This window comes from Streptomyces sp. NPDC033165 (genome assembly GCF_055577965.1).
The window spans coordinates 372,412-399,024 of sequence record NZ_JBVIPK010000002.1; the positions used below are offsets into that span (position 1 = coordinate 372,412).

22 protein-coding genes and 1 riboswitch are annotated in these 26,613 nt (G+C 71.7%); of the genes, 15 read left to right on the forward strand and 7 right to left on the reverse strand.

All coding sequences use genetic code 11. The annotated features are described in order from the left end of the window. Positions 1-54: 54 nt before the first annotated feature. The 4 genes from ACZ5WC_RS06095 to ACZ5WC_RS06110 all read left to right on the forward strand — a co-directional run bounded on the left by ACZ5WC_RS06095 (position 55) and on the right by ACZ5WC_RS06110 (position 7,567). Positions 55-1,752 (forward strand): serine/threonine-protein kinase, encoded by a 1,698-nt coding sequence (locus ACZ5WC_RS06095; RefSeq protein ID WP_468539672.1) that lies wholly within the window; start codon positions 55-57, stop codon positions 1,750-1,752. Positions 1,753-2,105: 353 nt separating this feature from the next. Further along, positions 2,106-3,722: a succinic semialdehyde dehydrogenase gene (locus tag ACZ5WC_RS06100; protein ID WP_468539673.1), complete on the forward strand. Its 1,617-nt coding sequence runs from the start codon at positions 2,106-2,108 to the stop codon at positions 3,720-3,722. 61 nt (positions 3,723-3,783) lie between these two features. Continuing rightward, on the forward strand, positions 3,784-5,643 hold the full coding sequence (locus ACZ5WC_RS06105; protein ID WP_468539674.1) for a GMC oxidoreductase: 1,860 nt from the start codon (positions 3,784-3,786) through the stop codon (positions 5,641-5,643). Positions 5,644-5,797: 154 nt separating this feature from the next. Beyond that, positions 5,798-7,567: a peptidase gene (locus ACZ5WC_RS06110; protein WP_468539675.1), complete on the forward strand. Its 1,770-nt coding sequence runs from the start codon at positions 5,798-5,800 to the stop codon at positions 7,565-7,567. Positions 7,568-7,986: 419 nt separating this feature from the next. Here the strand turns inward: ACZ5WC_RS06110 and ACZ5WC_RS06115 are convergent, their stop codons facing one another. After that, on the reverse strand, positions 7,987-8,283 hold the full coding sequence (locus tag ACZ5WC_RS06115; RefSeq protein WP_468539676.1) for a chorismate mutase: 297 nt from the start codon (positions 8,281-8,283) through the stop codon (positions 7,987-7,989). 319 nt (positions 8,284-8,602) lie between these two features. Between ACZ5WC_RS06115 and guaA the strand changes: the two genes are divergently transcribed. The 6 genes from guaA (at position 8,603) to ACZ5WC_RS06145 (ending at position 14,618) form a co-directional block, all read left to right on the forward strand. Beyond that, on the forward strand, positions 8,603-10,189 hold the full coding sequence (gene guaA / locus ACZ5WC_RS06120) for a glutamine-hydrolyzing GMP synthase (protein ID WP_468539677.1): 1,587 nt from the start codon (positions 8,603-8,605) through the stop codon (positions 10,187-10,189). Positions 10,190-10,326: 137 nt separating this feature from the next. After that, entirely contained in the window at positions 10,327-10,941 is a 615-nt protein-coding gene (locus ACZ5WC_RS06125; RefSeq protein WP_468539678.1) for a Uma2 family endonuclease, read from the forward strand. Between the two features lie 41 nt (positions 10,942-10,982). Next, complete coding sequence (locus ACZ5WC_RS06130) at positions 10,983-11,738, forward strand: SAM-dependent methyltransferase (protein ID WP_468539679.1); 756 nt, start codon at positions 10,983-10,985, stop codon at positions 11,736-11,738. An 81-nt stretch (positions 11,739-11,819) separates the two neighbouring features. Continuing rightward, positions 11,820-12,611 (forward strand): class II aldolase/adducin family protein, encoded by a 792-nt coding sequence (locus tag ACZ5WC_RS06135; RefSeq protein WP_468539680.1) that lies wholly within the window; start codon positions 11,820-11,822, stop codon positions 12,609-12,611. Between the two features lie 113 nt (positions 12,612-12,724). Then, a complete protein-coding gene (locus tag ACZ5WC_RS06140) occupies positions 12,725-13,993 on the forward strand; it encodes a hypothetical protein (RefSeq protein WP_468539681.1) in 1,269 nt (422 codons plus the stop codon). A gap of 112 nt (positions 13,994-14,105) precedes the next feature. After that, positions 14,106-14,618, forward strand: a complete 513-nt coding sequence (locus ACZ5WC_RS06145) for a DoxX family protein (RefSeq protein WP_468539682.1) — start codon at positions 14,106-14,108, stop codon at positions 14,616-14,618. Here ACZ5WC_RS06145 and ACZ5WC_RS06150 read toward each other — a convergent pair. The 4 genes from ACZ5WC_RS06150 to ACZ5WC_RS06165 all read right to left on the reverse strand — a co-directional run bounded on the left by ACZ5WC_RS06150 (position 14,525) and on the right by ACZ5WC_RS06165 (position 17,462). Next, positions 14,525-14,788, reverse strand: coding sequence for a hypothetical protein (locus ACZ5WC_RS06150; protein WP_468539683.1), 264 nt, complete (start codon positions 14,786-14,788; stop codon positions 14,525-14,527). The genes ACZ5WC_RS06145 and ACZ5WC_RS06150 overlap by 94 nt on opposite strands. Next, positions 14,775-16,112 (reverse strand): PspC domain-containing protein, encoded by a 1,338-nt coding sequence (locus tag ACZ5WC_RS06155; RefSeq protein WP_468539684.1) that lies wholly within the window; start codon positions 16,110-16,112, stop codon positions 14,775-14,777. The genes ACZ5WC_RS06150 and ACZ5WC_RS06155 overlap by 14 nt, the downstream gene beginning before the upstream one ends. 100 nt (positions 16,113-16,212) lie before the next feature. Next, entirely contained in the window at positions 16,213-16,410 is a 198-nt protein-coding gene (locus tag ACZ5WC_RS06160; protein WP_468539685.1) for a hypothetical protein, read from the reverse strand. Continuing rightward, positions 16,401-17,462, reverse strand: coding sequence for a glycosyltransferase family 2 protein (locus ACZ5WC_RS06165; RefSeq protein ID WP_468539686.1), 1,062 nt, complete (start codon positions 17,460-17,462; stop codon positions 16,401-16,403). The genes ACZ5WC_RS06160 and ACZ5WC_RS06165 overlap by 10 nt, the downstream gene beginning before the upstream one ends. A 619-nt stretch (positions 17,463-18,081) precedes the next feature. On the opposite strand from ACZ5WC_RS06165, the gene ACZ5WC_RS06170 reads away from it, so the two are divergent. Together ACZ5WC_RS06170 and ACZ5WC_RS06175 are read left to right on the forward strand one after the other, a co-directional pair. Next, the gene (locus tag ACZ5WC_RS06170; protein ID WP_468539687.1) at positions 18,082-19,368 is read left to right on the forward strand and encodes a PspC domain-containing protein; all 1,287 of its coding nucleotides are present in this window, start codon (positions 18,082-18,084) and stop codon (positions 19,366-19,368) included. Beyond that, the gene (locus ACZ5WC_RS06175; protein WP_468539688.1) at positions 19,365-20,060 is read left to right on the forward strand and encodes a LuxR C-terminal-related transcriptional regulator; all 696 of its coding nucleotides are present in this window, start codon (positions 19,365-19,367) and stop codon (positions 20,058-20,060) included. Before ACZ5WC_RS06170 ends, ACZ5WC_RS06175 begins: the two co-directional genes overlap by 4 nt. A gap of 22 nt (positions 20,061-20,082) precedes the next feature. On the opposite strand, the gene ACZ5WC_RS06180 is transcribed toward ACZ5WC_RS06175, so the two are convergent. Beyond that, positions 20,083-21,162: a C40 family peptidase gene (locus tag ACZ5WC_RS06180; RefSeq protein ID WP_468539689.1), complete on the reverse strand. Its 1,080-nt coding sequence runs from the start codon at positions 21,160-21,162 to the stop codon at positions 20,083-20,085. Between the two features lie 253 nt (positions 21,163-21,415). On the opposite strand from ACZ5WC_RS06180, the gene ACZ5WC_RS06185 reads away from it, so the two are divergent. Beyond that, positions 21,416-21,769 (forward strand): hypothetical protein, encoded by a 354-nt coding sequence (locus tag ACZ5WC_RS06185; RefSeq protein WP_468539690.1) that lies wholly within the window; start codon positions 21,416-21,418, stop codon positions 21,767-21,769. 53 nt (positions 21,770-21,822) lie between these two features. Beyond that, positions 21,823-22,431: a hypothetical protein gene (locus ACZ5WC_RS06190; protein ID WP_468539691.1), complete on the forward strand. Its 609-nt coding sequence runs from the start codon at positions 21,823-21,825 to the stop codon at positions 22,429-22,431. Between the two features lie 83 nt (positions 22,432-22,514). Here ACZ5WC_RS06190 and ACZ5WC_RS06195 read toward each other — a convergent pair whose 3' ends face one another. Continuing rightward, entirely contained in the window at positions 22,515-23,705 is a 1,191-nt protein-coding gene (locus tag ACZ5WC_RS06195; protein ID WP_468539692.1) for a C40 family peptidase, read from the reverse strand. After that, positions 23,704-23,872, reverse strand: a riboswitch (cyclic di-AMP (ydaO/yuaA leader). Its footprint overlaps the gene before it by 2 nt. A 258-nt stretch (positions 23,873-24,130) precedes the next feature. On the opposite strand from ACZ5WC_RS06195, the gene pcrA reads away from it, so the two are divergent. After that, positions 24,131-26,569 (forward strand): DNA helicase PcrA, encoded by a 2,439-nt coding sequence (gene pcrA, locus ACZ5WC_RS06200; protein ID WP_468539693.1) that lies wholly within the window; start codon positions 24,131-24,133, stop codon positions 26,567-26,569. Positions 26,570-26,613 lie beyond the last annotated feature (44 nt).

Genomic DNA, 26,613 nt, shown 5'->3' on the forward strand with positions numbered 1-26,613 from the left:
CGCGCCTCCGCTCCGTAATCTGGCAAGTCGAGGAAAACGGGGCGGGGACATCACGTGGATCGATCACAGGGCACGGCTGCGGGACCGGTGCTGGCGGGGCGGTACCGGCTGGGCGAGGTCCTCGGCCGCGGCGGCATGGGCAAGGTCTGGCGTGCTCACGATGAGGTGCTGCACCGTACGGTCGCCGTCAAGGAGTTGACCGCCGGGCTGTACGTCGCCGAGGCCGACCGGCTCGTCCTGCACGCCCGGACGCAGAAGGAGGCCCGGGCCGCCGCCCGCATCACGCACCCGGGTGTCGTCACCGTCCACGACGTGATCGAGTACGACAACCGGCCCTGGATCGTCATGCAGTACGTCGACGGGCCCTCGCTCGCCGACGCCGCCAAGGAGAGCGGGGAGATCGCCCCGCGCGAGGCGGCACGGGTCGGGCTGCACGTGCTCAGCGCCCTGCGCGCCGCGCACGGGGCCGGGGTGCTGCACCGCGACGTCAAGCCCGGCAACGTCCTGCTGGCGCGCGACGGGCAGGTGCTTCTGACCGACTTCGGGATCGCCGCGATCGAGGGCGACTCCACGATCACCCGGACCGGTGAACTGGTCGGCTCCATCGACTATCTGGCCCCCGAGCGGGTACGCGGCGGCGATCCGGGACCCGCCTCCGACCTGTGGTCGCTCGGAGTGACGCTGTACGCGGCGGTCGAGGGGACCAGCCCGTTCCGCCGCAAGTCCCCGATCTCCACCATGCAGGCCGTCGTCACCGAGGAGCCGCCCGCCCCGGTCAACGCCGGTCCGCTCGGGGCCGTCATCACCGCGCTGCTCCGCAAGGACCCGGCCGACCGGCCCTCGGCCGCCGAGGCCGAACAGATGCTGCTGGACGCGATGGAGGGCCGGGAGCCCCGGGCCGCGCAGGCGCACGTGCCCACGCGGCGCCTGCCCAAGGACGCCCGGTACGCCTTCCCGGACCCGAACGGGCCCGACGCCCCCGTGCCTGACTCCGCCCTCGGTGATCCTCACGGCCCCACCGCCCGGCTCCCCGGAACGGCCCCCTCGTCTTCTCCGGCAGGGCCCGTCTCCGTCCCGGTGACCCGGCGCGCCCGCTCCCGGTGGCGCACGGTCCTCGTCGTGGTCGTCGCCGCCGCGGTCCTCGGCGGCGCGGCCGGGCTCCTCGCGATGAGGTACGGGCAGGAGCCGGGCGGTTCGGGGGGCACCGGTGGCCGGGCGGCCACCGGTACCACGTCCTCCGCGCCGGGGAGCGACCCGCCCGCCACCGCCCCCGCTCAGGGGATACCGGAGATACCCGACGGCTGGCACCGGGTCGAGGACCCGGCGGGCTTCAGCCTGGTCGTACCGAAGGACTGGGTGCGCCGGGTGCGGGACGGGCAGATCGACTACACACCGGACGGCGGGGCGCACCGGATCCGGATCAGCGTCGACCCGGACCCGGACTTCGACCATCCGTATCTGCACATGCGGAACATGGAGGAGCAGCTGTCCGAACGGCTGCCCGGCTACCGGCGGATCGGGCTGGAGAAGAACACCTTCCGCGACCGGCCGGGCGCGCTCTGGGAGTTCACCTGGAACGAGACCAAGGATCACGCCGGTCCCCGGCACGGGATCGACCAGATGTACTACGGCGGGGCGGGCGGCCCCGAGTACGCGCTGTATCTGACGGCCCCGCAGGAGGGCTGGAAGGCGAGCCGGGAGGTGTTCGACGTCATGCTGCGCAGCTGGCGCGCGCCGAAGACCCAGGACTGAGCTTTGCGGCCGAGGACCGAGCCCTGTGGTCCCCGGGCCGAGCTCCTCAGGCCCCGGGCCCCTGCCCCCCCCCCGCTGGCAGGTGCGGGTGAGGGCGCCCGCGAAGGAGCGGGCCGTGAAGGACGGGGACGCGATCTTCGGCGAGGTGAGCACGGCGGTGCTGAAGATTCCCCGATTCTGAGCGCGGCGGGCCCACCGCCGGTGTCGGTCCGCCGCATAGCCACTGATCAGCGGTTATGTCGCCAGCGATCACTGGCTGGTTTGTGAGGGCGGTCCGGGGATGCGGTCGGGTCCTGTGAAAAACTGTTACCGACGGGTACCCAAAGGGTGCGGCTGGACATACTCTCGGCCTCATGACGGACTCGCAGGCCCCTGACGCCCCTCTCGGTACGAACCCCGTGGTGGTCGCCCCCGCCGGTGTGCGCACGGCCGCCGATGTGGTCACCCCCGAGGTGATCGCCCAGCTGGTCCGCGGCGTCGTCGGATCGGGGCGTACGGCCAACCACTCGCCCTTCACCGGGGAGAAGCTGGCCGACCTGCCCGAGTCCACCCCCGAGGACGTCGCAGGCGCCTTCGACCGGGCGCGCGCCGCCCAGCCCGCCTGGGCCGCCGTCCCCGTACGACAGCGGGCCGCCGTCCTCCTGCGCTTCCACGACCTCGTCCTCAGCCGCCAGTCCGAGGTCCTCGACCTCATCCAGCTGGAGACCGGCAAGGCCCGGCTGCACGCCCACGAGGAGGTGCAGGCCGTCACCGTCGCCGCCCGCCACTACGGGCGCAGGGCGGCCGCGTACCTCAGGCCCCGCCGCCACACGGGTGTCGTCCCGACCCTCACCAAGGTCACCGAGCTGCGCCAGCCGCGCGGGGTCGTCGGCCAGATCGCCCCCTGGAACTACCCCTTCGAGCTGTCCGTGGGCGACGCGCTGCCCGCGTTCGTCTCCGGCAACGCCGTCGTGATGAAGCCCGACACGGAGACCGCGCTCACCGCGCTGTGGGCCCGCGACCTGCTCATCGAGGCCGGACTGCCCGCCGAGGTCTTCCAGGTCGTCCTGGGCGAGGGACCCGTCGTCGGTCCCGAGGTCGTCAGCCGCGCCGACTACGTCTCCTTCACCGGTTCCACCCGCACCGGCCGCGAGGTCGCCGTCGGCGCGGCCTCCCGGCTGGTCGGGGTCTCGCTGGAGCTCGGCGGCAAGAACGCCATGCTCGTCCTCAAGGACGCCGACGTGGAGAAGGCCGCCGCCGGTGCCGTCCGCGCCTGCTTCTCCTCCGCCGGGCAGCTGTGCATCTCCATCGAGCGGCTGTACGTCCACGAGTCGATCGCCGACGACTTCGTCCAGCGCTTCGCCACCCGCACGAAGGCCATGCGGCTCGGCAACGCCCTCGCGTACGGCGCCGACATGGGCTCCCTCGTCGGGCAGCGCCAGCTGGAGACGGTCACCCGGCATGTCGCCGAGGCCGTCGAGAAGGGCGCGAAGCTCGTCGCGGGCGGCGTCGCCCGCCCCGACATCGGCCCGCTGTTCTACGAGCCGACCATCCTCGACGGGGTGCAGGAGCCGATGGCGGTCTGCACCGAGGAGACCTTCGGACCGGTCGTCTCGATCTACCGCTTCAGCGACGAGGACGAGGTGATCGCGCTGGCCAACGCCACCCCGTACGGCCTCAACTCCAGCGTCTGGACCACCGACTCCCGGCGCGGCCACCAGGTCGCCGCCCGGCTGCGGACCGGCACCGTCAACATCAACGAGGGGTACGCACCCGCCTACGGAAGCGTCCAGTCCCCGATGGGCGGCATGAAGGAGTCCGGTCTCGGCCGGCGGCACGGCTCCGAGGGCATCCTCAAGTACACGGAGGCCCAGACCGTCGCCCAGCAGCGGCTGATCCCGCTCGCGCCGTCCTTCGGCATGGACGACGAGAAGTACGCCGCGTTCATGACCCGCAGCCTGAAGGCGATGAAGGCGTTCCGGCTGCGCTGAGCCTCCCGGCGGCCACAGCACCCTCCGCCCTTTTCGTTCCGATTCCGTACTGAGGAGCGCCATGCCCCAGGACAGCCCTGCCCGCGAACAGTCCGTGAGCCATGTCCCGGCCGAGGACGACGCCGCCTACGACTACGACGTCCTCGTCGTCGGTTCGGGCTTCGGGGGCGCGGTGTCGGCGCTCCGGCTGTCGGAGAAGGGGTACCGCGTCGGCGTCCTGGAGGCGGGCCGCCGCTTCACCCCCGGCACGCTCCCCAAGACCTCATGGGACCTGAAGAACTACCTCTGGGCCCCCGCGCTGGGCCTCTTCGGCATCCAGCGCGTCCACCTCCTCGGCAAGGTGATGGTGCTCGCCGGGGCGGGCGTCGGCGGCGGTTCGCTCAACTACGCCAACACGCTGTACGTGCCGCCCGCCCCGTTCTTCGAGGACCGCCAGTGGGCCTCCATCACCGACTGGCAGGACGAGCTCAAGCCGTACTACGACCAGGCCCGCCGGATGCTCGGGGTCCGCCTCAACCCGACCATGACCCCCTCCGACATCCACCTCAAGGCCGCCGCCGAGGCGATGGGCGTCGGCGACACCTTCCACCTGGCCCCGGTCGGCGTCTTCTTCGGTGACGGCAAGGACGCCGACGGGACCGCGAAGGCCAAGCCCGGCGGCACGGTCCCCGACCCGTACTTCGGCGGTGCCGGACCCGCCCGCAAGGCCTGCACCGAGTGCGGCGAGTGCATGACGGGCTGCCGTCACGGGGCGAAGAACACCCTCAACGAGAACTACCTCCACCTCGCCGAGAAGGCCGGAGCTGTCATCCACCCGATGACGTCCGTCGTCGCGGTCACCGACGATCCGGAGGGCGGCTACCGCGTCTTCACCGTCCCCACCGACCGCCGCCGCAAGGCCAGGCCCACGAAGCTCCGCGCCCGCCGGGTCGTCGTCGCGGCGGGCACGTACGGCACCCAGACCCTGCTGCACACCATGAAGGACCGCGGTCTGCTGCCCCGGCTCTCCGCGAGGCTCGGGGCGCTGACCCGCACCAACTCCGAGGCACTGGTGGGCTCCCAGACCAGCGACCGCCGCTACCGCAAGAAGCACGGCATCGCGAAGGCCGACTTCTCACAGGGCGTCGCGATCACGTCCTCGATCCACCCGGACGCCGACACCCACATCGAGCCCGTCCGTTACGGCAAGGGCTCCAACGCCATGGGCTCGATGTCGATCCTCCAGGTGCCCTACGGAGCCCACCGGGTGCGCGGCTGGCTCGCCAACATGATCAAGCACCCCACCCTCGCCGCCCGGTCGCTCTCCAACCGCCGCTGGTCCGAGCGCACCATCATCGGTCTCGTCATGCAGTCCCTGGACAACTCCCTGACGACGTACCGCAAACCGGGCGGCATCGGCAAGGGCCTGCTCACCGCCCGCCAGGGCCATGGCGCGCCCAACCCGACCCAGATCGAGGAGGCGACCCGCAGCGCGTCCCTGCTCGCCGAGGAGATCAACGGCTTCGCCGGCTCCAACATCGGCGAGCTGATGGGCACCCCGCTCACCGCCCACTTCCTCGGCGGCTGCCCGATCGGCGCGAGCGCGGAGGAGGGCGTCATCGACCCGTACCACCGCCTCTACGGCCACCCCGGCATCAGCGTCGTCGACGGCTCCGCGGTCTCCGCCAACCTCGGCGTCAACCCCTCGCTGACCATCACCGCCCAGGCCGAGCGTGCGATGTCCTTCTGGCCCAACAAGGGCGAGGCCGACCCGCGCCCGGAGCAGGGCGGGGCCTACGAGCGGCTCAGCCCCGTCGAACCGCTCGCGCCCGCCGTGCCGAAGGAGGCGTTCGGCGCGCTGAAGCTGCCGTTCCTGGGCATGCCGGTGGTGCCGCCGAGGCGGGCCGCGGAGGCCGCGGCGGACGTACCCGAGCGGACGTGAAGGGGGCGGGCGACGCTCCTGTGCCCAATCCGTGATCTTCGTCAGGGCAACTGTTCGGAGGGCTGCGCGGTCGAACCCCGTACCGCGCCGACTGTCACAGCAGTCACACAGCTTCCACTGAGCAACAGCTCCCTGCCGAGTACCAGAGGTCCCGATGACACGCTTGTCCCCGAGAACCGCGCTGCGCCGCGCGGCGGGTTCGTTCGCCGCCGCCGGTCTGCTCGCCGCGGCATCGCTCGCCGGGGCCGCCCCGGCCCAGGCCGCCGACACCCCGGTGTTCACCCTGGGCGGCCCCGCCGAGACGGCCCTGCACCCGCACCCCGAGAGCGGCGAGCCGCAGCAGTCCACGCTCGGCATCACCGTCCACAACCCGAGCGAGGACGAGGAGAACGGCGGGTACGAGGGAGAGTTCACCGTCACCTTCGACCTCAGCGGCATCGCGGGCGTCGCCGACGCGGCGGTCGAGGACGGCTCGGACTGCAAGGTGACCGGCACGAAGGCGGTCTGCGAGGAGTACGGCATCTTCCCCGGCCTCCGGGGTGTCGACGACATCCTGCTCACCGCCGCCAAGGGCAGCAAGGACGGCGCCACCGGCACGATCAAGGTGACCGGACAGGCGAAGGACGCGACCTTCACCCCCTTCACCACCCGGGTCACGGTCGGCGGCCCCGACCTGGTGATGGAGGAGCTGCCGTTCCGGACGGAGCTGAACCCGGGCGACGAGCAGCAGGCCCCGATCACCTTCACCAACCGGGGCACCCGGGCCGCCGACGGCGTCCTGCTGGGCCTGCTGTACTCCCGCGGCCTCGACATCCCGCAGCGCTACTCCAACTGCGAGTACACCGAGGGCGACCCGGGCCTGCCCGGCGTCGGCTGGACCACCGCGCTCTGCTCCGTCGAGGGTTCCTTCGAGGTGGGCGAGACCTACACCCTGGCGACCCCGCTGACCGTCGAGGCCACCTCCCGCGCCTTCTACGACACCTTCATCTACCGCATCCACGAGGACAGCGCCGCCCAGCGCACCGCCCAGCGCGCGGGCGCCTCCTTCGAGCGGGGCACCGGCGGCGCACTCAAGGCGGTCCCGGTGAAGGGCACGGCGAAGTCCCCGGCGAAGGGCGCGACCGCCCGGGGCGCGGACCTCGACCCGTGGAACAACCAGCACGAGGCCGACTTCCGCACGAAGAACACAGCCGACTTCGTGGCGTACGGCGACGAGGTGGCCGGAGCCGAGGGCTCCACGGTGAAGGCCGACATCGGCTTCCGCAACGAGGGCCCGGCCTGGATCGGCTACACCCGCTCCGGCGAGCCCGTCGCCACCGTCGACTTCACCGTCCCCCGGGGCACGACCGTCACCTCGAAGCCGGACCTCTGCCTCGCGGTGACCGCCGGCGGCGGCTACCGCGAGGACCAGAAGAGCCCCGCGCCGCGCTACGTCTGCGACACCTCCATGGCCGTGCTGGACGGCGGCGGTCTCGACCTGCCGTTCGAGCTGCGGATCGACGAGGGCCTGGTCGGCGCGTCCGGCAAGGTCACCGTTCGCAGCCCCTGGCTCATGGACCCGAAGCTGCCGTTCGACCCGAAGCCCGGCAACAACACCGCGTGGACGATCGTGAACGGTGAGGGCAGCGGCGGCGACTCCGGCTCCACGACGGACGGGGCCGACGGCGGCTCCGGCGAACCGTCCACGACCCCGTCGGCGACCCCGTCCGCCACCTCCGGCACCTCCGGCACCTCGGGTTCCTCGGAGTCCACCACGTCCGGCGGCGGCTCGGCGGGTACGGCCGGGGGCTCCGGCGGCGGGGGCAGCCTCGCCTCGACGGGGTCGATCGCCCTGATCGCCTCGGGCACGGCGGCCGCGGCGCTGGCGGCGGGCCTGGTGCTCTTCGCGGCGTCCCGGCGACGGGCAGCGCGACAGGCGGCCTGATCAGGGGGTTGCCGCAGAGGTGGGCGGAGGAGGGAACAGGCCTCCGCCCGATGCGTTCCGATGCGGCCGACCCGGGCGTCCCCGGGGTCGGCCGCATATGGGGTGACCGGGCTGCTGTCCCCTGCGGACCGGTCACATGAGCCGGGATGCGGTCCCACGGCGTACCTCGCGGTACGCCACACGTCCCGGCGGAGCCACGCGTGGTTTTCCTACCGATGCCGCCCCTGGTTGGCACGGACACCGGGACCAACGAAGCCACCGCCGCCCCGGTCACGCGCCGTACGGGTGAGACGGGGCCCGAACGCAGATACGGGCCATGTCCGGCGGGCGGAGAACCGTTCCCTCCCTCGGGGCCTGCCGCCGGGCCGCCGCCTGCCGGGCGGCGTCCGGCAGGCGGCGGCCCGACGGCCCGTACGGGCTCACACCCGGCCGCGGCACAGCTCCAGGAGCGTCATCGCGAGCGCGGTGCCCGGCTTGCCCAGCGCGTCCCTGTAGTGGCCGAGCACGGCGGTCTCGCGGGAGAGGTTGACCCGGCGGCCGCCCGAGGTGATCCGGGCCTCCTGGATCACCGCCGAGACGGCCATCCGTTCCTGGACGAGCCCGATGATCCGGTCGTCGAGGGCGTCGATGCGTTCCCGGGCGCCGCCGATCAGAGTGGCGGCCTCGTCGGTGCGGGCGCCGGTGCGCTCGGCGGCGGTCGTGCTGGTGCTGGTCATGGTGGTGACTCCCGGTGGGTGGCGGCCCCCCGGGGCGAGAGGACCCGGACACGCAGAACGCCCCGGGCCTGTCGGCCCGGGGCGCCTGGAACGTTGCTTGTCAGTAGCTCAAGCAGCACGACCATGGCAGCCGGCGGGCCGGATGCCATAGGTAAAGACGAAGGTCGTGTGCTGACGCATGGGGGACAGTATGGCCCCGCCCCGGAGGACCCGCCACAGCGGGGCCCGCATCGTGAGACGCCCGGCTCGGCGGAGGGTCCGCGCGCGGCCGGTAGAATCGGGAGAACCGACCCCCTCATCACCGCCGGAAGGCCGCCCCGTGCCAGCAGCACCCCCCGCCGCCCCCGACACCACGGCCGACGTGGTCCTGGTTGTCGACTTCGGCGCGCAGTACGCCCAGCTCATCGCCCGCCGTGTCCGTGAGGCCCGGGTCTACAGCGAGATCGTCCCGTCCACCATGCCGGTGGCCGAGATGCTGGCCAAGAACCCCCGCGCGATCATCCTCTCCGGCGGCCCCTCCTCGGTGTACGCGGAGGGCGCACCGTCCCTGGACCGCTCGCTCTTCGAGGCCGGGGTCCCCGTCTTTGGCATGTGCTACGGCTTCCAGCTGATGGCCACCGCGCTCGGCGGCACGGTCGACGACAACGGGGCGCGCGAGTACGGCCGCACCCCGCTGCACGTCACGAAGGCGGGCTCGACGCTCTTCGAGGGCACGCCCACCGAGCAGCCGGTGTGGATGTCGCACGGCGACGCCTGCTCGGCGGCCCCCGAGGGCTTCACCGTCACCGCCTCCACGGACGTGGTCCCGGTCGCGGCCTTCGAGAACGACGAGAAGAAGCTCTACGGCGTCCAGTACCACCCGGAGGTCATGCACTCCACGCACGGCCAGCAGGTCCTGGAGCACTTCCTCTACCGCGGCGCGGGCATCGAGCCGAACTGGACCACCACCAACGTGGTCGAGGAGCAGGTCGCCCTCATCCGCGAGCAGGTCGGCACCAAGCGCGCCATCTGCGGCCTCTCCGGAGGCGTGGACTCCGCGGTCGCCGCCGCCCTCGTACAGAAGGCCATCGGCTCGCAGCTCACCTGCGTCTACGTCGACCACGGGCTGATGCGCAAGGGCGAGACCGAGCAGGTCGAGAAGGACTTCGTCGCCGCCACCGGCGCGAAGCTGAAGGTGGTCGACGCGGAGAAGCGCTTCCTCGACGCCCTGGCCGGGGTCTCCGACCCGGAGCAGAAGCGGAAGATCATCGGGCGCGAGTTCATCCGCGTCTTCGAGCAGGCCCAGCTGGAGATCCTCCAGGAGGACGGGCCCGAGGTCGCCTTCCTGGTCCAGGGCACGCTCTACCCGGACGTCGTCGAGTCCGGCGGCGGCACCGGCACCGCCAACATCAAGTCCCACCACAACGTCGGCGGCCTCCCCGACGACATCGAGTTCCAGCTCGTCGAGCCGCTGCGCCAGCTGTTCAAGGACGAGGTCCGGATGGTCGGCCAGGAGCTGGGCCTCCCCGAGGAGATCGTCCAGCGCCAGCCGTTCCCCGGCCCCGGCCTCGGCATCCGCATCGTCGGCGAGGTCACCAAGGACCGCCTGGACCTGCTCCGCGAGGCCGACGCCATCGCCCGCGAGGAGCTGACGGCGGCCGGCCTGGACCGCGACATCTGGCAGTGCCCGGTGGTCCTCCTCGCTGACGTCCGCTCGGTCGGCGTCCAGGGCGACGGCCGCACCTACGGCCACCCGATCGTCCTGCGTCCGGTCTCCTCCGAGGACGCCATGACGGCCGACTGGTCGCGCCTGCCGTACGAGACGCTGGCGAAGATCTCCACCCGCATCACCAACGAGGTCGCCGACGTCAACCGCGTCGTCCTCGACGTGACGAGCAAGCCGCCGGGGACGATCGAGTGGGAGTGACCTTCCCACTCGGGTGAACCCTCGGGGCCTCTCCCGGTCAACGCCGATGCCGTCGCTCATTCGTTTGGGCGGCGGCATTGTCGTATCGGCTGGGTACGCTGAGTGAAGAGACGAGACTTCGGCGTATGGGAGTAATCATGAGCGCCGCACCCGAGCCCGGGCTTGAGCAGCAGCCGCCGTACCGGTGGCCCGTTCCGCCGGAGGGCGGCTGGACGGCGGACGACCTCGACCGGATTCCGGGCCTCCCGCCCCACACCGAGCTGATCGACGGGAGTCTCGTCTTCATGAGTCCGCAGCGTAAGTTCCACACACGAGCCATGTGGCTGCTGGAATCGGCTCTTCTCGCGCACGCCCCCGTGGATCTGGACGTCGACCGCGAAATGACTATCAGGCTGGACCGCACGAACCGTCCGGAGCCCGATCTGCTGGTGTATCGCGCGGAGGCGGACACCGGGGCCGACCAGACCTGGTATGCACCGGAGGACGTCGTCCTCGCCGTCGAAGTCGTATCGCCCGACTCCGAGGTCCGTGACCGGGGCGTCAAGCCGCGCAAATACGCCGAGGCCGGTGTCAGGCACTTCTGGCGGGTCGAGCAGGGAGCGGATGGCCTGCCCGTCGTCTATGTCTACGAGCTCGACCCGGCGACGGACACGTACACGCCCACCGGAATCCACCGCAAGAAGATGAACCTCGACGTCCCGTTCCCGATCGACGTCGACCTCACGGAGATCTACCGCCGAGGCCGCTCGTAATCCACTGGCACGAGCCCACTCCCCGTGCCAGGCTCCCCGCCATGTCCGCCGAAGAAGTCCGCGCCATCGTGTCCGCCGCCGGGAATCACCGCCTCACCTGGAACACCCCGCTCTCCGAGGAACACGCGGCCCGGCTCATCGCCGCCTGCGACCCCGCTCCCGACGCCCGGATCGTCGATCTCGGCTCCGGCTGGGGCGAGTTGCTCATGCGGCTCGTGGAGTCAGCGCCCGGGGCCGTCGGGGACGGCGTCGAGACCGACCCCGACGCCGTGGCGCGCGGGCGGAAGCTCGCCGAGGAGCGAGGGCTCGGCGACCGGGTGGGGTTCCACGAGGTGCCCGCCGCCGAGTGGACCGGCGGCGGATACGACCTCGCCGTCTCCATCGGCTCCTCGCACGCCTGGCCCGGTGCGACCGGGGAGGCCCTGACCGCCCTGCGCGCCGCCGTACGCCCCGGGGGCCGGGTGCTCTTCGGCGAGGGGATCTGGCTGAGGGAACCGGCCCCCGCCGCGCTGGAAGGGCTCGGGGCCGAGCCCGGGGACTTCGGATCGCTGCTGGAGCTGATCCGGCTGGCGGAGTCCGTCGGACTGCGCGCACTCCAGGTCACCGTCGCCGACCAGCGCGAATGGGACCTCTTCGAGTCGGAGGGGCCGATCGGGCGCGGGCAGCGCTGGGCGCTGGAGAACCCGGGCCATCCGCTGTACGGCGAGGTGATGGCCGAGGTCGACGCCCGCCGCACCGGCTACTACGGCGGCTACCGCTCGTATCTGGGCCTCGCCTACCTGGTGCTCAGCACCTGACCTGCGCCCCACCCCCTTTTCACCGCCCCCACCCGGCGGTAACTTCCGGTCCCGTACGCCCTGGGAACCCGAGGAGCCGCCATGTCCGAGCCGGTCGCCGTGCCCGCCGCCCCCGCCCCGATCCCCGTCGAACAGCTTCAGTTCGCGATGCCGCCCGTCCACGCGTCGCCGGGGGAGGAACGCGCGTACCGCAGGGAGCGGCTCGCGGGGGCGCTGCGGTTGTTCGGGCAGCTCGGGTACGAGGACGGGGTCTCCGGGCACATCACCGTGCGCGACCCGGAGCTGGAGGACTGCTTCTGGGTCAACCCGTTCGGCGCGCCCTTCGCCGACATCACCCCACAGGACCTGATCCTCGTCAACGGCGACGGGCAGGTCGTCCGGGGCCGCTTCCACGTCAACCAGGCCGCGTTCGCCGTGCACGCGGCGGTGCACCGGGCCCGGCCCGGCACCGTGGCCGTCGCGCACACCCACTCCGTGCACGGGCGGGCCCTCGCCGCGCTCGGGGAGCCGGTCGAGCCGATCACCCAGGAATCCTGCGCCTTCTACGAGGACCACGCGCTGTACGACGCGTACACGGGCGTTGTCGTGGACGAGGAGGAAGGGCGGCGCATCGCCGACACGCTCGGGCCGCACAAGGCGGTCATCCTGCGCAACCACGGGCTGCTGACCGTCGGCGACTCCGTGGACGCGGCGGCCTGGTGGTTCCTGACCCTGGAGCGCGCCTGCCAGGTGCAACTGCTGGCGCGGGCCGCCGGGAAGCCCGTGCTCATCGCGCACCAGGACGCCGTCACCACCCGCGAACACCTCGGCAGCGACCTGGTGGCCTGGATCAACTACCAGCCCCTGTGGCAGCGGATCAGTCGAACATTCTGACGGTCCGGGCCCGCCGGTCGCCCCGATGCGGGAACCCCGCGCCCGGTACGGCACAATTCGCTGATATCGCAAGTGAGTTGGCTGTACCGGGGCGGGAAAGGGCGTAATCCTCCGTGGCGTTGGACGAGGCAAGGACGAGCGGCACCCACGGCGGCGGCTGCACCTGCGGCGACTGCCCGCACGGCGCACGCGAAGGGCACCGGCGCGCCGTCGCGGCCTTCCTCGCCAAGCGCGACGAACTGGCCGCGGGCAACGGCCTGCCCGCCGGGGTCGCCCAGTCCGCCTCCGCGTCCCGGCAGTGGGTCTCCGACGAGCTGACCGGCTCCGCCCGAACCGTCGCCGAACGGGCCCGGGAGGCCGGGGACGCCTGGCTCCACCAGGTGTGGCGGGGCACGCTGTTCGCCGTGTGGGGTGCGGTCGGGGCCCTCCTCGTCGGCGCCTGCGTCACCGCGATCGGGGCCGGCTGGTCCACCGCCCGCACCGCCGGTCTGCTCGCTGCCCTCGTCACCGCCGGGCTGCTCACCGCCGCCGCCCGCTTCCACCGTGCGCGTGGGGGCCTCCTCGCCCCGCTGATCGGCGAGGACAACCGGCTCTCCACCTCCCGGGCGGTTGCCGCCGCCTGGGTGCTGCTCGCCGTCTTCGCGGTCCTTGTTCTCTCACTCCAGCTGGCCGGGGCCGCCGACCCCTCCGACCGGGACGCGCTGATCGAGGGGCTCGACCTCGTGCGGTCCGCCGGGATGGTGACCGTGCTGGCGCTGGTGTGCGCGGTCGCCGTGCTCGTACGCCGGGTGGTGACCGTACGGGTGCTGGGCCAGCGCCTCCAGAAGCTGCGCGCGGACCGGCCGCGCGCAGCCGATCTGCTCACCGACGACTCGGGGCGCGGCTCCTTCACTGATGTGCAGTACGTGCTGGTCAGCGCCGTCGCCGTGCTGTTCGCCGCGGTCCGCCTGGCCCGCCGCCCCGAGCAGCTGCCCGATCTGCCGTGGGGGCTCGCGCTGCTGGTGGCGGTCTCGGCGGCGACCTACTTCGCCGGGAAGTACACGGAGGGCGGGCGTCCGGTCGTGCTGTCCGTCGTCCGGGCCCGGGAGGCCGGGGACCTGGACGCGCCGATCCGGACCGGCGACGACATCGAGATCCGGGGCGCGGGCTTCGTGCCGCCCGGCGCGGGCAGCCCCGACCGGCTGGCCCGGCTCGTCGTCCGCATCGGCACGGTCCACGTCCACGTCCCCCTGATCCCGGTCGCCGGGGGCTTCGCCAACCCGGCCGACACCGTCCTGACCGTGCCCGTCCCGGTCGAGGTGGAGCCGGGCACCGTGGACGTCCAGGTCGTCACCGCCGCCGGGGTGGAGACCAACCGCTGCCCGATCGACGTCACGGACTGACCACCTCTTTCTCCCGCCTCCTTCCACTGAATGCCCCGCAACCCTGGTGAGCAGCGCGTCGAAGGCGTACGTATGGTCAAGCGACGGAATACCGGGAAGCGGGGCAGTGGTCATGCACAGCTACGACGGCAGCGGTTCGTACGGACTGGGCGAGCGCAGGACGCTGAGGGAGCAGGCGCGTACGTACGCCCTGCTGCCGCTGCGGATCTTCCTCGGCGTCACCTTCGTCTACGCGGGCCTCGACAAGCTCACGGACAGCGCCTTCCTGTCCGCCGACGGCGCCGGGTCCATCGGCGAGATGATGCGCGGGGTGCGTGACTCCTCCGCGATCCCCGCCCTCGTCGACCTGGCCCTCAAGAACCCGGAGGGCTTCGGCTACGCCATCGCGACCGGTGAACTCCTCGTGGGCCTCGGCACCCTCGTCGGCCTCTGGGCCAGGATCGCGGCGCTCGGCGGCGCGCTGATCTCGCTGAGCCTCTGGCTCACCGTGAGCTGGCAGGCCACCCCGTACTACTACGGCAACGACCTGCCCTATCTGATGGCGTGGCTGCCGCTGCTGCTCGCCGGGGCGCCGATGTTCTCCGCCGACGCCTTCCTCGCCTCACGCCGGCGCCGGACCATGTAGGCGGCCCAGGTCACCGTCGCGGCCAGCCACAGCCCACCGAAGAGCAGCGGGAAGAAGAACGTCCAGGGGACCTCCCACGCCCCGGCGGCGTCGGCCGCGTACCCGCCCGCCAGAGCCAGCATGGCCAGACCCGCCACCGCGCGTCCCGGCCGGAATTCATGACGCAGCACGGGTGACCTCCACCTGTCCGATGCCGACTTCCAGTTCCAGTTCGATCGTTCCGGCGGGCTTCGTTCCGGCCGGCGGCGGCAGGGTCCGCTGCCTCGCCTCGTCGCTGTTGATCCGGACCTGGACCCGCTGGCCCTCCTCCAGCCGGATCTCCCCGAGATCCACCTCGGCACGCACCTTCACCGTCACGTCCTCCGGAACGACGACGGCCGCCCGCCCCGCTGTCACGTCGAGCCCCGTGCGCACGGTCTCGCCCTCCGGCACCTTCAGGCCTGACAGGTCCAGCCGGGCGTCGCCGGTGCCCAGTTCGTAGTGCGGCTGGAGGGCTGCCACCGAGGCGGGCCGCCATTCCTGGCGCACCCAGGTCGTGTCGATGTCCTTCGGCACCGCCGCGGCACCGGCCAGCAGGCCCGCCGTGACCATCGCCATGAGCACCGTGCCGAAACCCGTCCGGCCCAGCACCGAGGCGACCAGCAGCCCGAGGCCGAACACCGCGAGGGCGGCGACCAGTCCGATCTGGAGCGCCGTCCCCAGCGGCTGGTGCTCCCAGCTCAGCCCCGTGCCGAGACCACCCGCCACCAGGGCCGCCAGGAAGACCGGGCCCCCGATCGAGCGCGGGCCGCGCGGCTCGGGCAGCGGGTGCGGCGGCCGGAACGGGGCCTCCTTGCTGGGCCGCCCGGCCTGGGCCGTTGCCCGGTCCGTGTCCGCCGGGCCCCACAGATAACCGGAGGCCACCGGCCCGGTCGTCCCGTCCTTGACGATCGGGTCCCGCCACCACGACGGGCCGCCCGGCGTCGGCGGGGCCTTCACCTCCGGCGGGGGCGTGCCGAGCCCGCCGGTGTGCGTGGGGCCGGGCGGGGCGGCCGGTGTGCCGGGCGGGGCCGCCGGGTCCTCGGGGGCCGCCGTCCGACGGGACTGCGTCCACACGGAGAACCCGACGACGGCCAGCGTCAGCAGGGCGGCGAACGACAGCATGCCCCGGTTGTGCAGCATCGACAGGAACAGCCCGCAGCCGATCAGCGCCAGCAGCAGCGCCACCAGCGACGCCCCGTCGACCCGCCCCGACAGCAGCTTGCGCGCCTCGTTCTCCTCGTCGCCCTCCGCGGGCAGCAGCAGCCAGGCGAAGCCGTAGAAGATCAGGCCGATGCCCCCGGTGACCGACAGGACACCGAGCACGATCCGGAAGATCACCGGGTCCACGTCGCAGTACCGGCCCAGCCCGCCGCACACCCCGGCGACGACCTTCTGCCGCGGGGTGCGCCGCAGCTGCGGCTTCGGCGCGTCGGGGGGCGCGACGCCGGGAGGGGCGTCCGAGGGAGCGGTCATGCCTCCATGGTGACGGTCCGGACCGCCCGCCGGGACCCGCCCCGACCCTGGACGGTCCCTGATATTGCCCGCGTACGCCCCCGAAGGGCCGGACTGCCGCTCACCCCGGGGAGGGCTCCCTGGAGGAGAACACGGACGGCGGCCGCGCCGAGCGCTCGTGCACGACGCGCGCGTCGTGCCACCTGCGGGCGAACGAGGCCAGGTAGCAGCCGACGCTGAACAGGAGGATCAGCAGGCTGACGCCGAGGAAGGCCAGGCCGAGCGGGCCCAGCTCGGAAAGGGTGTGTGTCACGCCCATGTGGCTGCTCCGGAGGTGTAGGAGCGCCACAGGGAGGCGCCCATCCAGTAGGTACGGATGAACTGGAAGACCAGCTCCGGTAGGAGCAGGGCGCACACCAGCATCGCCTTCCAGCCCAGTGGGATGACCCGGACCGCCGAGAAGACCGACCAGGCGAGCAGGAGGAGCAGCCAGAGCGGGTCTCCGGCGGGCTGCCCCTGCGCGATGGACTGGGTGGCCCACACGGCGACCCAGCCGAGGCTGTAGGCGAAGCCGAGGAGGCCGAGTACGTACTGGACGATCGAGAGCCGCGTGTGCCGGGTCCAGCCGCGCTGCCGCATGATGTCCAGTGTTCCGCGTACCCAGCGCTCCCGTTGGCGCACCAGGTCGCCGAGAACCGGCATCAGGTCGGTGTAGGCGACGCAGTACTGGTTGGCGGTCACGCGCCAGCCCGCCTCCTTCAAGGAGAGCGTTGTCTCGTAGTCCTCGACCAGGTTGCCGCTGTGCTGCCAGAAGACCTCGCCGCGGGCGTCGATGAGGTGCTGAAGGGCGGCCGTGCTGTAGAAGGAACCGGCACCGGCCATGGTGTGCAGGTCGGTCCGTGAGCGTGTGTGGGCGTACCTCCCGTACTCGATGATCTGCATGCCGGTGAGGTAGCGCTGCCAGGTGTTCTGCCACAGACCGCTGCGGCCGTAGCAGGTCGCGCTCACCCCGCCCAGAGTCGGATCGGATTCCATGACCATGCGTGCCCGCTGGACGAATCGCGGATGCAGGGAGGTGTCTGCGTCCATGACGAGGACGTAGCGTGCCGCGCCGGTGAGGTCTCCGCACTGTTCGGCGAGACCGGCGAGGGCATGGTTGAGAGTCCCCGCCTTCTTGTGGGGATTGTCGGGCAGGCACAGCACCCGGGTCTGCGGGACGCCGGGCCGGTCGGCGAACTCGCGGGTGATCCGCTCCGTGCCGTCCGTCGAGTTGTTCACCACGACGAGGATCAGGTCGGGGCGGTGGGTCTGGGCGGCCAGGGACTCCAGGGAGCTGAGTACTTCGGCTTCCTCGTTCCGGGCCGGGATCACGACGACGGTGTCGTGTGCTGGTTCGCGATGCGCTTTCGGTAATACCTTGGCCACTGCTGGGGGCGGCGTCGGCCTGACGGCTTCGGTGCCTTGGGGAGGTGCTTCCTCGGAATCGAGCAGGGCTGGCCCTGTCAATGCCATAAGGGTTCTCCAGTCGAGCGCGGATCGATGTGTGCAGCACACGGCACTGTGTACCTGGTTCACCTGGCAGCGGTCATGATCACACACCTCTCGTCATTGGTCTGGACCTGTCTTGGTGTACGGATCGCGAAGAAGTGGCGAACTCTGGCCCGGCCTTCTCGTTTGATTGCGTTGGCAACGTGCGAGGCGCACATTTCGGCCACTTCGTCAGCCATGCTTCCGGGAGGAACCGCCCGATCTCGACTGAGGGTGTCTTATGCGTATTTGATGAGACGCCAGGGGAGTGAGTGGCGTTCGGTGAGCGAACTCACACGCTCCCCTCCGGGGCTCCGTCGTGCAGGGGTCCCAGAGGTGCCACCGCGCGGCGGGCCGAGTCGAGAGGGATGCCACCACCGTGCGTGCGCTGGGGACAGCGTCAGGGTCACTTCGGGGGGTGACCCTGATGCCGCCCCGCACCCGCGCGTGTGACGATCGGGGTATGCCAGCCGCCACCGCCCGAGCCACCAGCTCCCTCACCGCCGACCCGGAGGAGCCGCCGCAGCGCAAGCTGTACCGCAGCGCCGACGGACGGATGCTCGGCGGCGTCGCGCGCGGGCTCGCCGGACACCTCGGGCTACCGGTCGCCTGGGTCCGGTTCGTGTTCCTCGGGCTGTTCTTCACCGACGGCCTGGGCGCTCTGCTGTACGCGGTGTTCTGGATCGTCGTCCCGCTCGGCGTCGGCGGCGTCGAGGCCCCGCGCTCGGTGTTCGAGACCGCCGCGGACGGCCGCCGCAAGCTCCGTAAGCCGGACAGGGGCCAGGTCTTCGCGCTGGTCGCCCTCACCTTCGGGGCCGTCGCGTTCGTCGCCAACGTCGACATGGGCAGCGAGGCCGACCGCTACATCTGGCCCACCCTCCTGATCGGCGCGGGCTCCGTCCTGGTCTGGCGGCAGGCGGACAACGCCCGCCGCGCCCGCTGGATGGAGGTCGGCCGCAACCGCAAGCTGCTCCACCTGGCCCGCGGCTTCGCCGGAGTGGCCCTGGTCGGCCTCGGCCTCGCCGTCTTCCTCGTCGTACGCGGCTCGGCGGCCCAGCTGGGCAACGTGCTCACCGCCGCCATCGCCGTGCTGACCGGCATCTTCCTGCTCGCGGGCCCCTACCTGGTGCGGATGACCCAGGACCTCTCCGAGGAGCGCCTGATGCGCATCCGCGCCCAGGAGCGGGCCGAGGTCGCCGCCCATGTTCACGACTCGGTGCTGCACACCCTCACCCTGATCCAGCGCAACGCGGACGACGGCGGCGAGGTCAGACGCCTCGCCCGCGCCCAGGAGCGCGAGCTGCGCAACTGGCTCTACAACCCCGAGGGCACCGGCAAGGACGAGGACGACGAACCGGAGACCCTGGCCGAGGCGGTCAAGCGGGCCGCCGCCGAGGTCGAGGACAAGCACGGCGTGCCCCTGGAAGTCGTCGTGGTCGGCGACTGCCCGCTCGACGAGAAGCTGAGCGCGCAGATGCAGGCAGCGCGCGAGGCGATGGTGAATGCCGCCAAGTACGGTGGCGAGGGCGGCGCCGTGCAGGTCTACGCCGAGGTCGAGGGCCGTACGGTCTTCGTGTCCGTGCGGGACCGGGGTCCGGGCTTCGACCTGGACGAGGTTCCCGGGGACCGCATGGGCGTACGAGAATCAATCATCGGCCGGATGCAGCGCAACGGCGGCAGCGCCCGGCTGCGTTCGGTGCCCGGCGGGGGCACCGAGGTCGAGCTGGAGATGGAGAGGGCGAGCGAATGACCGAGAACACCGAAGCCACCGGGGGCCCGGAGCGGCGGGTACGGGTCGTGCTCGTCGACGACCACCGGATGTTCCGCACCGGGGTGCAGGCCGAGATCGGCCGCACCGAGGAGACCGGCGTCGAGGTGGTCGGCGAGGCCGCCGACGTCGACCAGGCGGTCACCGTCATCACCGCGACCCGCCCCGAAGTCGTCCTCCTCGACGTCCACCTCCCGGGCGGCGGCGGGGTCGAGGTGCTGCGCCGCTGCGCCCCCCTGATGAGTGCCGCCGAGAACCCGGTCCGCTTCCTCGCCCTGTCCGTCTCGGACGCCGCGGAGGACGTCATCGGGGTCATCCGGGGCGGGGCGCGGGGCTACGTCACCAAGACGATCACCGGCACCGACCTGGTCGACTCCATCTTCCGGGTCCAGGAGGGCGACGCGGTCTTCTCGCCCCGCCTGGCCGGTTTCGTCCTGGACGCCTTCGCCTCCACGGACGCCCCGCCGGTCGACGAGGACCTGGACCGCCTCACCCAGCGCGAGCGCGAGGTGCTGAGGCTGATCGCGCGTGGCTACGCGTACAAGGAGATCGCCAAGCAGCTGTTCATCTCGGTGAAGACGGTCGAGTCGCACGTCTCGGCGGTGCTCCGCAAGCTCCAGCTCTCCAACCGGCACGAGCTGACGAGGTGGGCGACGGCGCGACGCCTGGTCTGAGGCGCCGCTGCCTGTCACGGGCTTACGCCACCCGGGTCGCGCCCGCGAACGGCATCTGGTCGATGGGCGCGATACGGACCGGGGCGCCGGGGCGCGGGGCGTGGATCATGCGGCCGCCGCCGATGTAGAGGCCGACATGGCTGATCCCGGAGTAGAAGAAGACCAGGTCTCCGGGGGCCAGTTGGGAGCGGGGGACTCGCTGTCCGGCGTTGATCTGGGTGTAGGTGGTCCGCGGCAGGCTGACGCCCGCCGCCTTCCACGCGGCCTGGGTCAGGCCCGAGCAGTCGAAGGCGTTCGGGCCGGTCGCGCCCCAGACGTACGGCCTGCCGATCGCACCGTGGGCGAAGGCGATGGCCCGGGCGGCACGGGAGTCGGGTGCGGCGGCAGGGGCGCGGTCGGTGGAGCGGTCGGCGTGGGCGGGGGCGCCGCCGTGCCGGGCGTCGGCGGAACGTTCGTACGCGGCGCGCTCGTCGGCGGTCAGGGTGCCCAGGAGCCTGCGGGCGTCGGCCAGTTTGGTGCGGATCGCGGTGCGGTGTTCGTGCAGCTCGGCGCGGCGGGCGGCGAGCTGCTCGGCCTCCCGGTCGGCGCGGGCCTTCACCTGGGAGATTTGGGAGATCTGCCGCCGGATGCCGTTGAGCACACCCCGCCGGCGGTCGCCCGCCCGGTCGAGGAAGGCCGCACGCTCCAGGTAGGCGTCGGGGTCGGAGGAGAGCGCCAGCTGTACGGCCGGGTCGAGCGTCCCGCTGCGGTACTGGGCGGTCGCCAGCGAACCGAGCGCGTTGCGGGCGGTGTTGAGGCGGCCGGTGCGGCGGGCAGCCTCGTCGGTGAGGGCGTCGAGGCTGCGGGTGGCGGCAGCCGCCTTCTCCTTCGCCCCGTTGTACTTCTCGGTGGCGACCTCGGCGTCGTGGTACAGCCGGTCGACCTTGGCTCGGACCTGGGCGGCGGTGGGGGCCGCCGGTTCGGCGGGGGTGGCCCCGGCCCCGGTGACCGATCCGGCGGTGGCGGCCCCGGCGAGCGCCAGGGTGGCCGCGGTGCGGGCAGCAGGGCCGGTGAGCGGGCGCTGCTTGGGTTTTCGGTGAGCTGACCTGCGGTGCGCTGCCACGGGGGCGGCATCCTTCCTGTCGGCTGCCCGCCGGGGGATGCCGACGGGGTCCGGGATGGACGCTAATCCGGGCGCGGAGAAAAGAGTCGGCATGACAGCTATTGCCCTGATGTGACGTTTCGCCGTTCACGGATGATCAGGGTCATTCAAGATGACCAGGTTCATTCCATCGGGATCACTCATGGGGGAAGTACGCAAGGAAGGCTCGCCTCACTGGAAGGTGGAACCTTCGCCATGGCTAGGCTCCGGAGCCATGGACGTACTCATCAAGGTCTTCGTCGCCCTGCACATCATCGGCATCGCCTCCCTGCTGGGCGGCTTCCTGACGCAGATGAAGGCCATGGGGGCGGGCACCGCCCGCTTCACCCCCGCCATGCTGCACGGCGCGCTGACCATGCTCGTCACCGGCATGGTTCTGGTCGGCCTCAACCAGGCCGACGACCAGGCCGTGAACAACGTCAAGATCGGCATCAAGCTCGCGCTGCTGGTCGTGATCCTCGCCCTCGTCTACGTCAAGCGGGACGACGAGACGGTCGACAAGGGCGCGTTCGCGGCGGTCGGCGGGCTGACGGCCGCCAATATCTTCATCGCCACGATCTGGACCTGAGCCCGAGCATCCCCGCTCGGAACGCCCGCGCCCCTGGGCGGGATGCTGTGTTCATGCCCATACACATTCCCTTCAGACGTTCCGCCGCCGCTGTCATCGTCGCCGCCGCACTGACGGCGTGCGGGACCCAGCAGGGCGGCGAGGTGCGATCGGCCGCCTCGGCCGCCGCGTCCTCCGCGAGCCCCCAGCCCTCCTTCAGCCCCCGGCCGCTGTGCGCGCGGTCGGACCGGACGCCCGAGGAGCCCCCCGCCTCCTCCGCTCCCGTCCCGGACGAGGGCGGCGACCGCCAGGATGCGGGCCAGGGTCACCCGGACATGCCCCCCAACTACGGGGACAACCACGCGTACCGCATGGCGGGGAAGCTGACCGAGGAGGCCCGCGGCCGGGGAGAGGCCTCGGCCGAGCTCATCCGGGGCGAGTTGGAACAGGCCGTGCGGGAGGGCGACCTCAGTGACGAGCGGCTCAAGAAGGCGCTGAAGAAGCTCGGCTGCGGCGAGGAGCACGGCGTCTACGTCGGCCACGGCTTCTACAGCGTCCACACGGGGAACGCCTGTGTCTCCGGGAACGTGTCGCAGGACGGGATCACGAGCAACGTGCACGGGGCCTACATCGAACCCCAGCCCGGAACGGGGCCCTGTGTCAGGAACCAGGGCGGTCACTGACCCGGGCGTCGGTACCGACCGGGGGCCCGGGCGGTGGCGGCAGCTCCCGGCACCCCGGGCACCCGGCACCCCGCTTCCCCCTACTACGCCGGGCGCACGCTCCCGTAGATCGGCATGTAGTAGATCGACTCCTCGCGCACGTTCGCACCCGGCTTCGGGGCGTGGATCATCATCCCGTCGCCCTTGTAGATGCCGACGTGGCTGATGTCGTCGTAGAAGAAGACCAGGTCACCGGGCTGGAGGTCGGCGGTGGCGACCCGGGTGCCGACCTTCACCTGGTCCCAGGTCGTCCGGGGCAGGTCCACGCCCGCCTCACGCCACGCCGACTGCGTCAGCCCCGAGCAGTCGTACGAGGACGGGCCCGAGGCCCCCCACACGTACGGCTTCCCGATCTGGGCGCGCGCGAAGGCCAGCACCTTCTCCGCCTTGGCGGCGTAACCGCTGCCCGCGCCGGTGCCGGAGCCCGTACCCGTACCCGTACCGGAGCCCGACCCCGTACCGCCGCCCGACTCTTTCGCGGCCTCCTTGCGGGCCTTCTCCTCGGCCTCGGCCCGCTGCTTCGCCTCGGCGGCCTGCTTGCGGGCCAGCTTCTCCGCCTTCTCCCTGGCCTCGGCCTCCTTCTTGCGCTCCAGCTCAGCCAGCCGCGCCTTCTCCTCGGCGGTCAGCCGGGAGAGCAGGGACCGGGCCTCGGTGAGCTTGGTCTGCACGTCCTTCTTGCTGGCGGCGAGCGTGGCCTGCGTCTCGGTGAGGGTCTCCAGGCTCTTCACCGCCTCCGCGCGCTTCTTCGCCGCCGAGGCCTGCTGCGTACGGAAGTCGACGACGGCCTTCTGCTGGCGTTCCGTCACCCGGCTCATCAGCTGGTTCTGGTCGAAGTACCCCTGCGGGTCGTCCGCCAGGAAGAACGTCGCCGTGGGCGCGATGCCGCCGCTGCGGTACTGCGCCGCCGCATACGAGCCCAGCGCCCGGCGCGCCTCGTTGATCTTCTCGGCCCGCTTCGCCACGTCGGAGAGCAGCGTGTCGACCTTCGCCTGCTGGGCCGCGGAGGCGGCCTTGGCCCGGTTGTACTCCTGGGTCGCGGAGCCCGCCTGCCGGTAGAGGGCGTCGACCTTCTTCCGGACTTCCTCGACGGCGGGCTTGGGCTCGGTGGGCGCGGCCGTCGCGCTCTGTGTGGAGAGCAGGGTGACGGAGGCCAGCGCGGCCGTCGTCAGCCCGACGGCGGGTGTGGCGGTGCGCACTTTCGCGCGCGGCTTGCGATGCGATGCCAAGACCGGCATCTCCTTCCGTGGACCGCCTACCGGGTCAGCTGTCGGGTTCGGACGGGAACGGAAGGCTGTCCTACGGTCCGGACGGGGGAGGTACGGACCGATTCACCCCGGTTGTGCGTGTGGGTCCCCGGTTCCGAACTGCCGCGAGGGCAGGCCGGATTCGGCGGAGGTGTCCGTCAGGCGCGGTTCGCCTCAGGGAGGTACGGATCACCTGACCGAGCACGCTAGCCAACCGGCCCCGCCGCTGGGAAGGACGATGAGCGATATGCCCGATACATTTTCGTGACCTTTGCGGATCAGGGACCCCGCACCCCCTCCGACCGGGCACTCCTTCACGGAACGTGGACGTCCGCTGTCCGTGCGTACCGGTGTGTACGGCCCCTTCCGGACTTCGGCGGAAGGTTGTCAGTGCGGCCGCCTAGACTCGGGAGGCGATGAGCAGCCTCTTTGACGACAGCTTCCTGACCGGCCTCCAGCCCGCGGAGGACGGTCCTCCGCCGCCCCCCGAGGACCACGCACCCGAAGCGGTGCCGGAGGGACTCTTCGAGGGCGTCTTCGACGCGCCCCCGCCGCCCCGGGACGGGTACTACCGCGACGGTCACCCGCGCCCGGTGATCGACTCCGCCGCGCTGCTCGACGGGCTCAACACCGAACAGCGCGCCGCTGTCGTGCACGCCGGGTCCCCGCTGCTCATCGTCGCCGGGGCAGGCTCCGGCAAGACCCGGGTGCTCACCCACCGCATCGCCCACCTGCTGGCCGAGCGCGGGGTCCACCCCGGACAGATCCTCGCGATCACGTTCACCAACAAGGCCGCGGGCGAGATGAAGGAGCGCGTCGAGCAGCTCGTCGGCCCGCGCGCCAACGCCATGTGGGTCATGACCTTCCACAGCGCGTGCGTCCGCATCCTGCGCCGCGAGTCCAAGAAGCTCGGCTTCACCTCGTCGTTCTCGATCTACGACGCCGCCGACTCCAAGCGCCTGATGGCCCTGGTCTGCCGTGACCTCGACCTGGACCCCAAGCGCTATCCGCCGAAGTCCTTCACCTCCAAGGTCTCCAACCTCAAGAACGAGCTCATCGACGAGGAGACCTTCGCCGGGCAGGCTGCCGACGGCTTCGAGAAGACCCTCGCCCAGGCGTACACGCTCTACCAGGCCCGCCTGCGCGAGGCCAACGCCCTGGACTTCGACGACATCATCATGACGACGGTCCATCTCCTCCAGGCCTTCCCGGATGTCGCCGAGCACTACCGCCGCCGCTTCCGCCACGTCCTGGTCGACGAGTACCAGGACACCAACCACGCCCAGTACACGCTGGTACGGGAGCTGGTCGGCCCGGCCGGGGAGCACGACGCCCCCGCCGAGCTGTGCGTGGTGGGCGACGCGGACCAGTCGATCTACGCCTTCCGCGGTGCGACGATCCGCAACATCCTCCAGTTCGAGGAGGACTACCCGGACGCGACGACGATCCTCCTGGAGCAGAACTACCGCTCCACGCAGACGATCCTCTCCGCCGCCAACGCCGTCATCGAGCGCAACGAGAGCCGCCGCCCCAAGAACCTCTGGACCAACGCCGGCAGCGGCGCCCGCATCACCGGCTATGTCGCGGACACCGAGCACGACGAGGCCCAGTTCGTCGCCGAGGAGATCGACCGCCTCACCGACAAGGGCGACGCCAAGGCGGGCGACGTCGCCGTGTTCTACCGGACCAACGCCCAGTCCCGTGTCTTCGAAGAGATCTTCATCCGCGTCGGCCTGCCCTACAAGGTCGTCGGCGGTGTGCGCTTCTACGAGCGCAAGGAGGTCCGGGACGTCCTGGCCTACCTCCGTGTCCTCGCCAACCCCGAGGACACCGTCCCGCTGCGCCGCATCCTCAACGTGCCCAAGCGCGGCATCGGCGACCGCGCCGAAGCGATGATCGACGCTCTCTCGCTGCGCGAGAAGATCTCCTTCCCGCAGGCGCTGCGCCGCGTCGACGAGGCCTACGGCATGGCCGCCCGCTCGGCCAACGCCGTCAAGCGGTTCAACACGCTGATGGAGGAGCTGCGCACGATCGTCGAGTCCGGCGCCGGACCCGCCGTCGTGCTGGAAGCCGTCCTGGAGCGCACGGGCTATCTCGCCGAACTCCAGGCCTCCACCGACCCGCAGGACGAGACCCGCATCGAGAACCTCCAGGAGCTCGCCGCCGTCGCCCTCGAATTCGAGCAGGAGCGCGGCGACGAGGAGGGTGCGGGCACCCTCGCGGAGTTCCTGGAGAAGGTCGCGCTCGTCGCCGACTCCGACCAGATCCCCGACGAGGACGAGGACGGCTCCGGCGTCATCACGCTGATGACCCTGCACACGGCGAAGGGCCTGGAGTTCCCGGTCGTCTTCCTCACCGGCATGGAGGACGGCGTCTTCCCGCACATGCGGGCCCTCGGCCAGACCAAGGAGCTGGAGGAGGAGCGCCGCCTCGCCTACGTCGGCATCACCCGCGCCCGCGAACGCCTCTACCTCACCCGCGCCGCCATGCGCAGTGCCTGGGGCCAGCCCTCGTACAACCCGGCCTCGCGGTTCCTGGAGGAGATCCCGGACGAGCACCTGGACTGGAGGCGCAAGGGTCCGATGGCCGCCCCGGCCGGACCCACCTCGGGCATCACGTCCTCGCTCTCCTCCTCCCGCTCCCGCTCCGGTCCCTCGGGGTTCGCGACCCGGCGCGGTACGGAGAAGCCAGTCGTCACCCTGGTGGTGGGGGACCGGGTCACCCACGACCAGTTCGGCCTCGGCACGGTGACGGCCGTCGAAGGCGTGGGCGACCAGGCCAAGGCGACGGTCGACTTCGGGGACGAGCGCCCCAAGAAGCTGCTGCTGCGGTACGCGCCGGTCGAGAAGCTGTAGCGGCGGAGAACATGGTGAAGGGGGGCCCGGCCGGGCCCCCCTTC

What these genes read in the sequence shown, in the direction of transcription:
- ACZ5WC_RS06100 (WP_468539673.1), top strand. Translation starts at nt 2,106, where the DNA reads ATGACGGACTCGCAGGCCCCTGACGCCCCTCTCGGTACGAACCCCGTG.
- ACZ5WC_RS06105 (WP_468539674.1), top strand. Translation starts at nt 3,784, where the DNA reads ATGCCCCAGGACAGCCCTGCCCGCGAACAGTCCGTGAGCCATGTCCCG.
- ACZ5WC_RS06110 (WP_468539675.1), top strand. Translation starts at nt 5,798, where the DNA reads ATGACACGCTTGTCCCCGAGAACCGCGCTGCGCCGCGCGGCGGGTTCG.
- ACZ5WC_RS06115 (WP_468539676.1), bottom strand. Translation starts at nt 8,283, where the DNA reads ATGACCAGCACCAGCACGACCGCCGCCGAGCGCACCGGCGCCCGCACC.
- ACZ5WC_RS06125 (WP_468539678.1), top strand. Translation starts at nt 10,327, where the DNA reads ATGAGCGCCGCACCCGAGCCCGGGCTTGAGCAGCAGCCGCCGTACCGG.
- ACZ5WC_RS06130 (WP_468539679.1), top strand. Translation starts at nt 10,983, where the DNA reads ATGTCCGCCGAAGAAGTCCGCGCCATCGTGTCCGCCGCCGGGAATCAC.
- ACZ5WC_RS06135 (WP_468539680.1), top strand. Translation starts at nt 11,820, where the DNA reads ATGTCCGAGCCGGTCGCCGTGCCCGCCGCCCCCGCCCCGATCCCCGTC.
- ACZ5WC_RS06145 (WP_468539682.1), top strand. Translation starts at nt 14,106, where the DNA reads ATGCACAGCTACGACGGCAGCGGTTCGTACGGACTGGGCGAGCGCAGG.
- ACZ5WC_RS06155 (WP_468539684.1), bottom strand. Translation starts at nt 16,112, where the DNA reads ATGACCGCTCCCTCGGACGCCCCTCCCGGCGTCGCGCCCCCCGACGCG.
- ACZ5WC_RS06160 (WP_468539685.1), bottom strand. Translation starts at nt 16,410, where the DNA reads ATGGGCGTGACACACACCCTTTCCGAGCTGGGCCCGCTCGGCCTGGCC.
- ACZ5WC_RS06170 (WP_468539687.1), top strand. Translation starts at nt 18,082, where the DNA reads ATGCCAGCCGCCACCGCCCGAGCCACCAGCTCCCTCACCGCCGACCCG.
- ACZ5WC_RS06175 (WP_468539688.1), top strand. Translation starts at nt 19,365, where the DNA reads ATGACCGAGAACACCGAAGCCACCGGGGGCCCGGAGCGGCGGGTACGG.
- ACZ5WC_RS06185 (WP_468539690.1), top strand. Translation starts at nt 21,416, where the DNA reads ATGGACGTACTCATCAAGGTCTTCGTCGCCCTGCACATCATCGGCATC.
- ACZ5WC_RS06190 (WP_468539691.1), top strand. Translation starts at nt 21,823, where the DNA reads ATGCCCATACACATTCCCTTCAGACGTTCCGCCGCCGCTGTCATCGTC.
- ACZ5WC_RS06195 (WP_468539692.1), bottom strand. Translation starts at nt 23,705, where the DNA reads ATGCCGGTCTTGGCATCGCATCGCAAGCCGCGCGCGAAAGTGCGCACC.
- pcrA (WP_468539693.1), top strand. Translation starts at nt 24,131, where the DNA reads ATGAGCAGCCTCTTTGACGACAGCTTCCTGACCGGCCTCCAGCCCGCG.